Below are 11,002 nucleotides of genomic sequence, written 5' to 3' on the forward strand. Positions count from 1 at the left end.
CAACCGGCCAGTCAACTGCAAGGCAATTCTATCACGACAACCGTGGTAAAGGCTACATTTTTTAATTTGATTCTCCCGAATCAAGGGATTTTTGTAAATATGCACTCAAAAGTGATCTAAACATTTTGCCATGATTTGGATATTTTAAATGAAGTAGTTCATGCAGAATAACTCTAAACCTAACCTCTTTAGGTTCATCGAGAAGTTTCTTATCGAATGTCAACCTGCCACGACTCGAACAGCTTCCCCATTTGCGTTTCATCGGCTGGATGTAGATCTGTTTCGGTTTTACTCCCACTTTACTTGCCAGCATCAGAACTTCTTCTTTAAATGTTTCCGAAGTCATCATTCTGCCTGTCCTTTTTTTAATATATTTATAATATTCTGCACAATGCCTGAGACCCTTTTAGTATCCTGTATCCCTGCCTGTGTTAATGCTTTATAGAGACTCTGTCTAATTTCTCGCTCAAAACGTTCGCTCTTGTGCCAATGCGGATATGTTGTAAATACTTCCTGTAAACCATTTGCCAGTGTTTCGGCATTGGAAATGCCCTGTTCCTTGAGCATCCAGTAAACGGTGAAAATCTCGGACGACATGGCTTTTTCTGCCTGCTCTTTTTGCGCAGTATTAATTTCTTTGATTATTTCCTTTAGTTTCTCAAGGGTCTCTTTTGTGCTCTGCTGCCTCTCCTCAAAGAGTTTGACAAGATGCTCAGCCTTTTCAGCAATCGAAACAAGGTAGGGAGATTTATTACTTAGCTGCTCTGCCGTTTTTTCTATACTTTTAATCAGATTGAATACCTTTTCCGTATCGGATGCCTTGCTTTCCTCGATACGCTTAAGCGTTTTCTCATTTATTTCGCAAATATCCAGCGTAGCCTCAATGGCACTGCCAGTAGTATGTCGCTGGACAAGCATCGCGGTTTTTCTGGTAAAATCCCTGTCGATAGAAATGCCCCTGTCGTAATTTTCCCTCACAATCCTATACATCCGTAAGAGGGTTTCGTAGTCGTCAAGATAGGGGCGAAGAAAATCGTCGGGCGAGATGATTTCGTAAAGTTGGGATAATTGTTTGAAGTACCGATAAAATTCCTGCCGCTTATTTTCATCCCTGAAGTGTTCCAGTACTGCCTCTACCGCTTTATCCTGATGCTTGCCTGCTATAAGAGGAAGATACTGCTTCTCTGCAATCTGCATTTCATTCTTAAATTGTTCCTTTAAAACCGCCATATCGTGAACTACCCCTTCAATATCCTGCGAATCGAAGGCAAGGGCTTTTTCGAGATTGTCGAAGATAGCAACAAAGTCGAGCACAAAGCCGGAGGATTTCTTTCTTCCTTCATCATCTTCATAAGGGCGATTAACGCGGGCAATGGCCTGCAACAGTACGTGGTCTCTCATTGGTTTATCGAGATACATACAATAGAGAATCGGCGCATCAAAACCAGTAAGAAGTTTTTCGGTTACAATCAGTATTTTGGGCAGTTCGTTCGATTTGCGAAAGGCTTTTCGTATTTGTTTTTCTTCGGTTTCTGAAAGCTGATATTTTATTAGCTCTTCTGGATCTTTAAAAGATGAACTGTACACAACCTTCGAATATTCAGGCGGAAGATGCCTGTCAAGCTCTTTCTTGTATAAGGTGCAAGCTTCTCTGTCCACTCCTACCACAAAAGCTTTGTAGCCCATGGGTTCGATGAATTTTTTGTAATGGTCGGCAATATAGAAGGCAACCCTTTCCACCCGTTCTTTATTTTTGAGCATGTTTCGTAAAGTTACCGCCTTTTCCAGCACTTTATTGAGCGCTTCGATATCGGTTATGCCTTCGGTTTCGGCAAGATTGAAAAATTCCTTCTCAAGTATTTCTTTCTCAACTCGTAATTCATTTGGAGCAAGAGTATAATAGAGCGGGACGGTTGTGCCATCCTCAATGGATTCCGCAATGCTGTATTTGTCGAGATAGCCCTGTGGTGGATCATCCTTGCCGAATGTAACAAAGGTACCTTTGCCATACCGTGTTTTGTCAATAGGCGTACCAGTAAAGCCAATATAGGTAGCATTGGGCAGCGCACCCATCAAATAGTTGCCAAGTTTGCCACCGGTGGTTCGGTGTGCTTCGTCCACCAGAACAAAAATATTCTTGCGTGTATTGATATTCGCCTGCATTCCATCAAACTTGTGAATCATCGTAACAATGAGTCCTCGCCTATCGTGTGAAAGCAGTTTCCGCAAGTCTTCTTTACTCTCTGTTACTTCGACATTTCCAATTCCTACAGCGATGATATTTGCAAATAGTTGGCTCTCGAGTTCGTTCCTATCCACCAGCATAATAACCGTTGGATTTTCGAAGAGTGGATTCTCGATAATCTTCTGTGCCGCAACAATCATGCTATAGGTTTTGCCCGAGCCCTGAGTGTGCCATACAAGTCCCCTATGCTTTTCTGGATCCTTTGCACGTTCAACAATTTTATCAACAGCTCTCATCTGATGTGGCCGCAGCACCACCTTTTTTAGCTCGTCATCCTGACGGGTAAACAGCAGGTAATCCATAATAAGCTTTATAATTCTTTTTCTGTCAAAAAATGACTTAACTAGCTGCTCAAAATTACCTCCTGCTTCCTCCTTCCAGTTGAAGAGCAGCTTTTCGGAGGTGTTCCATGTACCACTGTAGTAATATTTTGAGATGTGGGTTATGGCATACGCCTGCAGAACGGCAAGGAGCTCCGGACAATCGCGATGATAGCGCTTTATCTGTTCCAGTGCTTCGCTCATTCCTTCTACTTTTGATGCTGCTTTAGTTTCGATGAATAACAGGGGAATGCCGTTGATGAGAAAAACAATGTCCTGTCTGATAGTTTTGATACCATTTGTAAACATGAACTCTTCCGTTACGTGAAAGGTGTTGCGATCAACATCTTCGGTATCGAGTAATTTGATGTTGCGTTCCCGCTTTTCGGACGGGACAAACACGGTTTTCAAACCCTTGAGATATTCCCATGCAGTAAAGTTCCCTTCGATATTTGCCGGTATGGATTCGATCTTTTTGATAATCTCCTCCGCCATCAGATGATCTGCAAATTCCGGATTGAGTTTTTGCAGCTGGTTTATGAAAAGCTCTCTGAACACCATACCTGTTTCTCCACCTCGCAAACGCAGCGCTTCATCGGGACCGATGTATTCCCAGCCGAGCTTTAGAAACACCCTCGTGCCATTTAGCGCAATATACTCTGCCGATGGTTCCAGCACATAATCAATGATGGGCTTTTGAACCGAATGTTTCTCGTCACCAAGTTTGCTCATGAGGTTATCCCCAATTTATTGACTCTGATTTTTGCGGTCATAAGGTTATGTAGAAGGCTTTTGAACAATTCCTCCAGCGCCTTCTTTTTATTTTCCTCAGCTTCGATTTTAGCATCGATGGCCGAAAGAATCGATGCAATTTTTTGCTGGATAGGAAGAGGAGGGAGGGGAACCATATACATTGAAATTTTGGGCACAGTCAATTGAGGTATACTTGAACCTTCAAGATTAATTTTAATTTTTGAATTTATATATTCTGAAATAAACTTAATATTTAAAGTATTTTTGGGAGTTAAGACTAAAAGTCTAATAATAGCATTAAATTTTTCATATCTTGGTATCGCATATCCTAAATTTCCTCTAGCCGTTATTGTAATTGAATTTCCTTGAGCATTGTATGTATCAGAAAATCCATAAAGTCCATTATTTTCTTTAGAATTTGAATATATAGGATAAATATATTTGTCTATTTTTATTGGCGAATAATTTATTTTTGATACATCACCACCAGCAAATATCGAAAATATTTCTCCCAGTCTCACCACTTCCCAATCCTCTGGCACGGGTCCGATTTCAGTTTCCTTGAGTTGTATGTTTTCAACCTCTTTTGGTGAAACGGGTCCGTAGGTAAAGAGGTGCTTCATCATCGATTTTTTGAGGGCTTTTGTAGCGGCTATCACCGCCTCAGTCTTCTCCTTTGCCTCCTGCACCGCAGAGAGAACAGCTGCTATCTTTTGCTGCTCGGGAAGGGGGGGAAGAGGGATTATAAATTCTTTGAGTCGAGAGCCTGATAGATTAGGAATTGTGGTCCTGTTGGCTGAATGAATATACATTTTCCTTTGATTGATTGCATAATTCATCCAGAAAACAAAGTACTCTGCGTCTAAATTATCTTTTTTGGGTCTCAACCTATGAAGATGATTTTGATAAGCGCATTCAACTAATTCTCCTCTATAAAGCGCGGTTCGTCCTACATCGCCGCCTTCACAAACTAAAATATCACCACTTTCAAGTTTTAGTTTTCTAAATTCTTCGGACGTAAAATACATTTCATCGATGCTGGAAATATCAATATGACCCCAATTTAGATTAGAAGTTCTTAAAAATGACTTTTTAACTTTTCCTTCTTTTGATTCTTTTTCTGATAGTTGCTTACCCTGTTGAACATTAAATATTTCTCCCAGTCTCACCACTTCCCACTCCTCCGGCAGTGCTCCGAGTTCAGTCATTTTGTAGCCTTGTGGGATTATATCGTTGTTGGGTGGTTTCATAATGATGGTATCCTTCATATTTGTTTTTTACCTTTCTAATTCTTTATATTCCCGCGGATTTTCCTTTTTCTTTGCAAGGATTATTTCATACAGTTCATCCAGTTCATCAATTTGCTTATATACTTTCACAAAGTGCATCATAATGGAATTTATCCTTATTTTTTATTTCATCTAAAATAAATTTTACGGCTTCTTCTAATTCCTGAATATCAGGAAATTTTGTTGCGTGATCTGGATTTTCTTCGTGTGAATATTCGTCCATAATCTTTAATGCTGTGTGTTTTTCTCTTGAATCATTATTATTAAAAAATTTATTGGCTTTATCTTTATATTTTTTACCATCGGGATATCTTATAAAAAGATACATTTCAAAGAACCTTCGAAGAATATTGGGTATAAGAAAAAGCTGATCAAAATTATTTTTTTGACTTGAATCTTGAAACTCTTTAAGTAATGAAAAAAGATAATTGTATTCACTTTTAAAATTGAGTATTATATTTGGCAAATTATCTATAATTGACTTATAGTTATCATTTTCTTTAACTTTTTTTATCAAATAGAAATGTCCTCCTTGATTTTGTAAATTATACTTATAAGTATCTTTCAATAAATTAAAAAAATCAAAATTATGTGTTGTAATAAAAACTTGCCCGAATTCAGGTAATTTTTTTGTAAGCAATGAATTAACTCTATGAATGTGATTTGAATCTAAACTTGAAACCGGGTCATCGATAAAAATAATAGCATTTTGTTTATCAAAACCAGTTTCTTCGAGTTTTGCAAAAAAATAGATTAAAGAAATGATATTCCGTTCGCCTGTACTAAGATTTTTGGCAATTTTATCATAGCGGAATAATTTATACTTGCCATTTTCTGTGGGTTCAATTTTTAATTTATCATCAAAGAAAAATGCCTTTAAATATTCATTTAATTTTTGAGCGCCAATAGCTGATTGATTAATTTGCTGTTTAATGGCATTTATTTCAATATCAAGGGAATTGATTTCTTTTTTTAGGTTATTAATTTCTTTATCTAAATTTTCAATTTCTTGTTTGTTATCAAAATAACTTTTATCCTTAATAAATTGAGCAGTAAGATGTTTAATAATATTCTCGTTTGCCTTATTTTTTCTTGTTTCTAATGAAACGACTTTATTATTATGCTTGCCAATAATTGATTGTATGTCCTTTATTCTTTTGTTTAATTCTTCAGTAGAACTTTGAAATTGACTATTATCAATATTTAAATTTAAAACATCAAAAGGTTTCTCGCGTTTTCTGTTAAGTTCCTTTAATAGTACAGGCTTCAAATTGATGAAATTACTTTTTGCCGTATCAAATTTTTGCATTAAATTTTGATATTCAGATTGAAATTCCTTAAAAAATTTTGCTGAATCAGGTAATGTAAAATTTTTAATATTTTCAAAATATTTATCTATTTCTTCTTCTAAACCATTGATTTCTTGCATAAGATTATCATACTCTTTTGAAAAATGTTGTTGAAGCTCTTCTAATCTATTTTTGGGTATTGGATTGCCACAAAACTGGCAATATTCTTCATTCTGGTGTAAATCAATACCCTGCCGTACCCACTCACTTAGCTTTTGATTTTCTTTAAGTTTTTCAATGATTTTCTGAACAAAAATTTGTTTTTGCAAAATATCATTAATTTTATGAATATATTTTTTTAAATCGAATTCTGTAAGAATTTCTTGTATTGGCTGTCTTGCTTCTTCATTTAGTATTTCTTTTTCATTTGAAAAATCATTTTCATTTAAAATAAATTGATCGTAATTGACATTTATTGCATCAATTTTGTCTACCAATTTAGTTTTATCAAATTCTTTTGGTTTTGTTATACTTAATATATTTCGTATTTCAGTAGCTTTATCCGTAAGCAATCGTTGAAGTTCATTTTCTTTATTTTTTTTATCTTTTTCTTTCGTTTTTTTTGTATCTTCTTTTGATTTTTTGTTTGTTTCCATTTCTTTTAATTTATCTTCAAGTTCTTTTGATTCTTTGCCTAATATTAGGATTGGCTCTATCTCTTTATTTTCATTATTCCATTCAAAATTCTCTTCAATAAAATCTTCATTAAAAACTCTAATAGAATAATCGTTCTCAATGTCTTTTTGAGTAAGATTCCCATTATCAGTTGTAATACTAAATTCCATTTGCGGATAATCAGGATGACACTTTTTATCTTCTAAGCACTTAAATAAACGAGACAAGGTTGTTTTTCCAGAATAGTTCCAACCATAGAAAAAGTTATATTTATTGAATTCATTACATTGAGCATCCCATCTAAAATTATAATATAAACCCAGAGATTTTATTTGTTCAATTTTTTTTATTTTCATAATTAACTTCTCCTTTACTTTTTTATTTTTTTTATTCCACCACTTCCCAATGTCCATCCTTTAGCATTGCCTATGCGCTTGATGATTCCTTCTTTCTGCAATTTCCGTAATTGCGATTTGAATTCTATGTCCTGCCGCTCGTTCATACGTTTGTTCCTTGCTTTTTTACACCAATTATTCACCCTCTATTAACCAATTAGTTATTAATGAAAATATTCCATGCCATTTTCTGTAACCCCTTATCCAATATTGCATCTGCAAATGTCCGATAAATGTCCGATAAATGTCCGATATGTCCGATAAATGTTTTTTTATAATTCATACTTTCTTCCCTTCTTATTTCCTATTTCCTTTAATACATCTTTTTTTACAAGTTCTGCCAGATCACGACTTAAAGTTTTATCTGATAATAATGGATATAGTTCTTTATACTCTCTAATTGTAATCTTTCCTTTTTCTTTTACATACATTACTGCCTTAATCTGTCTTTCGTTTAGCCCTCTTTTTCTCAGTTCTTCCTCATTAAAAATATCTTTATGAAATACTACGGCAAATTCTCCTATTCCTTCTTTTCTTTCAACGAATTCGGGTTCAGGAAGATTCTGCTCTTTACACAGGTCAATCATTTTGAGTGTGCCCGATCCCCAGGATTCAATGAGATTGGCATAATAAAAGACTGTTGCAATGAGCGGATTTCTTTGCCTTCCCGAATGCTTTTCCTTTAGCTGTTCAATAGTCAATGGAGGCATTAATTTCCCCGGGTTCGATAGTATTATCTGGTCATCATATATCCGCACCTCAATGGATGAGGAAGTATCAAGGTAATCCCTATGAACCAATGCATTGATTGCAGCTTCTCTCAGTGCATCGAGCGGGTAATCCCATATTTCCCTTCTTGCCACGCCTTCAAGAGAAAGCTCTTTTACAGAAGTATCAAACCTGACATTTATGTTCTTTTTTACGGCTTCGAGAATGCCATCAAGCTGCTGAAATAAATTTCCCTTTGCTTCAACCGTATCGAGAATTATTGTGTTGTTTTTAAACCTTCCCACCTTTGAATAAGCTGAAATAAAATATTTTTGTGGATTTCTGCCAAAAAGTAAAATACAAGCTCTGGTAAGGCGTCCATCTTTTGTTATCAGGTTAAGTTTTTGCAAAATATTATTTGTTGAATCTTGCTCAATCAGGGGAAGTCGTTGACGCGCAAGCGCTTTAAATTTTTCTATGCTTTCTGTGTCAAGAACTTCCTCAAGCTGGTCTATGTTTGCATCTGCAGGAAACTCATCCCATGAATTTCCTGTTTTTTCCAAAAGAAATGAAGACAGTTCTATTCCAAAAAGCTCTTGTGTAGTACTGCCTGTTCTAACATAAAATTTTCCATCATAAGAAATAGGAAAAGAGGAGGGAGGAATTTCAATATTTAAAAAACTTTTTCCACTGTGAATTTCTTCTCGCACAAAAGAAGTTATCCCTAAACTATTTCTGATTTTATTTGGCAAATCCTCCAATAATTTTTTAATTTCGGATTTTTCCAATCCAATCACTTCACCCTTGTCATTGCAACCTACAGAAATGATACCACCATCTGTATTTGCAAATGCAGCAACAGTTTTTAAGTATTCGTCATGCCAAGACTTTTTGAATTCTATGTTGTGATTTTCTACTTTTTCCATATCCCCATCTCTCCCAGGATTGATTTCAGTTTTTCGTCTGCTTTTTGTCGTTCTTCTTCCGCTTCCTTTAGTTGCACCACCGCATCTTCAAGGTTAAGGGTATCATCCTCACCGTTTTGAGCAACATAACGGCTGGGGCTCAAGTTGTAGTCGTTGCGGGCTGCTTCTTCGTTGGTAATCATTTTACTAATGCCTTCCTCTTCTTTCCATCGCAGGTAAATATCGGCAATATGGTTAATGCTTTCATCGGGTAAAAAGTTTTTTGGCCTGCCCTTTTGAAAAAGCTTTGAAGCATTGATAAGCAATATCTTTCCTTTTCTCTCCTCCGGTTTCGATTTGTTAATAACCATGATTATCCCTGGCGCTGTTGTGTTATAAAACAGGTTTTCGGGCAGTAGCAGCACAGACTCCACAAAATCGTTTTCTACAAACTGCTTTCGGATATCCCGCTCGCGGTTACTGCCTGCATTGCCACTTCCACGAGAAACAGCACCTGTATCAAGCACCACAGCCATTTTCCCTTTGTCGTTAAGCGATGCAAACATATGCTGAACCCAGCCCCAGTCGGCACTGCTCGAAGGCGGAAAACCAAATATAAAACGATTGTAGCGATCATTTTCGTATACTGTTTGGGGAAAGTTCTGGTTCCACATTGGATTGGCTGTAACCAAATCGAATTTCTGCAAGGCGCCCGTTTCTGTTAAAAAAGCCGGGCGGTTCATGGTGTCGCCCAATGCTATTTCTGCTTCCATATCGTGAATAAAAGCATTCATCTTGGCCATTGCAAAAGTGGCATGCAAAATTTCCTGTCCGTAAAAGGTCAACGGTTCCAGCGAAGGGTTATCGCCGAACTTTTCCTTGCCTCGCAGAAAAGTTTTGATCAGCAAACCTCCTGAACCGCAGCAGGGATCGTAAATTTGGTTTCCGGGTTTCGGGTCGAGGATATACGCCATCAAAACGGCTACCTCACTGGGCGTATAGAATTCGCCGGCACTTTGTCCCGAACCTTCTGCAAATTTCCTGAGCAGATATTCATAAGCACGCCCCAAAATATCGGGATCCACATCGTTCAATCCCAATCGGTATTTTCCCAACACATTAATCAGGTCTTTCAACACTTCATCGCTTATGATTCTTTGTCCGCCTGCCGTGGCATTGAAATCTACAATATCAATGACGCTTTGCAGTTTGGGATTCTCTTTGGCAATTTTCCTGACGGCATCCGTCAGGTATTCGCCTACGCCGGTAGTTTGTTTGGCTATGGCTTCCCAACGGGTTTCGAGTGGCAAATAAAAACGTACAAGATTATGATCATCGGACAATAGTTGTTCGACCATTTCTTTTGAACCATAACTTTCTGACAGTCGGTTGATCTCGTCTTCAAATACGTCGGAGAGCCTTTTGAGAAATATAAGCGGCAAAATGTAATCTTTGTATTTGGGAGCATCAATAGGCCCGCGAATTTTGCAGGCGGCTTCCCATAGCCAATTTTCTAATTCTTTTATACTGAGCATATATCATCACGCCTTAGTTTATAAAAGCCAAGAATTTGCTGAACCGATAAACCACTTTGAATCAATTCTAATAAAGTGGGAAATTTCTTTCGATTGTTAAATAGTTCAGGCATCACTGACACATTGCTTTTTGTCTCGATCTCAATATCAGCCAAACTACATAAAAAGTGGCTCAATTTGGCATCTTCTCTTCTAATTTTTTCTCTGAGTAGTTTGTATTGGCCCATATCTATACAAAGCTTTGAACTTCCAGGGCTTTGTATGTTAATACTATTTTTCAGCATGGACAAAATCTCCAATGCTCCTGATAAGGATATTTTACCGGAGCAAGACTTAAGGCTAATTTTATAGGGGAATCTTTCGAGCATTCCAGGAAATACTCCTCCAGTAGTTTGCAGAATAAGTCAAGGACAGCCAGAATATTTTTACCTGAGTTAACCTTAAAAATCCCGAATTCATAATAGCTCTTAATTGGGAAAAGAAAATTGTCGTTAGTGAAACGTGAATTTCCATCTTTATTTTTTATTTCATATATCTGGCAATTGAAAGCTTCCAATAACTGCTCATAGTCCTTTACAAAATCCATCTGAACAGCAAGAGGCCTAAATGATTCCTTTAACATAACCTTATCATTACTACTCATATTTTGCATTAACTCAAGAGTATCAACATATTTTTCAAACAGCCTATAAAGCGTTGTTGATAACTGTTCCAGATTAAAATAGTAAATTCCATTAGGAAAGTCAAGTCCCATCTTTCTTTATTAGCCACACACTTTACCATAATTATTGCACATGCCAATAAGAAAGTCAAGTCTCACCCTCATAAGCCACGCATCTCTATTTTTGTACGCCCTAAAGAGTAAAGCAACTGCAAGGCAATTCTATC

General features: G+C 36.8%; 8 protein-coding genes. All 8 read right to left on the reverse strand.

The window, feature by feature from the left end; all coding sequences use genetic code 11:
- Positions 1 to 61: 61 nt before the first annotated feature.
- Positions 62 to 349: a M48 family metallopeptidase gene (locus tag PLH43_RS11165; protein ID WP_324363099.1), complete on the reverse strand. Its 288-nt coding sequence runs from the start codon at positions 347 to 349 to the stop codon at positions 62 to 64.
- A complete protein-coding gene (locus PLH43_RS11170) occupies positions 346 to 3,297 on the reverse strand; it encodes an HsdR family type I site-specific deoxyribonuclease (protein WP_324363101.1) in 2,952 nt (983 codons plus the stop codon). Before PLH43_RS11170 ends, PLH43_RS11165 begins: the two co-directional genes overlap by 4 nt.
- On the reverse strand, positions 3,294 to 4,568 hold the full coding sequence (locus tag PLH43_RS11175; protein ID WP_324363103.1) for a restriction endonuclease subunit S: 1,275 nt from the start codon (positions 4,566 to 4,568) through the stop codon (positions 3,294 to 3,296). The genes PLH43_RS11170 and PLH43_RS11175 overlap by 4 nt, the downstream gene beginning before the upstream one ends.
- A 115-nt stretch (positions 4,569 to 4,683) precedes the next feature.
- Entirely contained in the window at positions 4,684 to 6,927 is a 2,244-nt protein-coding gene (locus PLH43_RS11180) for an AAA family ATPase (RefSeq protein WP_324363105.1), read from the reverse strand.
- A 311-nt stretch (positions 6,928 to 7,238) separates the two neighbouring features.
- Positions 7,239 to 8,600, reverse strand: a complete 1,362-nt coding sequence (locus tag PLH43_RS11185) for an ATP-binding protein (protein ID WP_324363107.1) — start codon at positions 8,598 to 8,600, stop codon at positions 7,239 to 7,241.
- Positions 8,588 to 10,114, reverse strand: a complete 1,527-nt coding sequence (locus PLH43_RS11190; protein WP_324363109.1) for a class I SAM-dependent DNA methyltransferase — start codon at positions 10,112 to 10,114, stop codon at positions 8,588 to 8,590. Before PLH43_RS11190 ends, PLH43_RS11185 begins: the two co-directional genes overlap by 13 nt.
- Complete coding sequence (locus PLH43_RS11195; protein WP_324363111.1) at positions 10,102 to 10,398, reverse strand: hypothetical protein; 297 nt, start codon at positions 10,396 to 10,398, stop codon at positions 10,102 to 10,104. Before PLH43_RS11195 ends, PLH43_RS11190 begins: the two co-directional genes overlap by 13 nt.
- Positions 10,392 to 10,868, reverse strand: coding sequence for a hypothetical protein (locus PLH43_RS11200; RefSeq protein ID WP_324363113.1), 477 nt, complete (start codon positions 10,866 to 10,868; stop codon positions 10,392 to 10,394). Before PLH43_RS11200 ends, PLH43_RS11195 begins: the two co-directional genes overlap by 7 nt.
- Positions 10,869 to 11,002: the final 134 nt, after the last annotated feature.

The organism is Acetivibrio sp., assembly GCF_035371925.1.
Lineage (GTDB): Bacteria > Bacillota > Clostridia > Acetivibrionales > Acetivibrionaceae > Hungateiclostridium.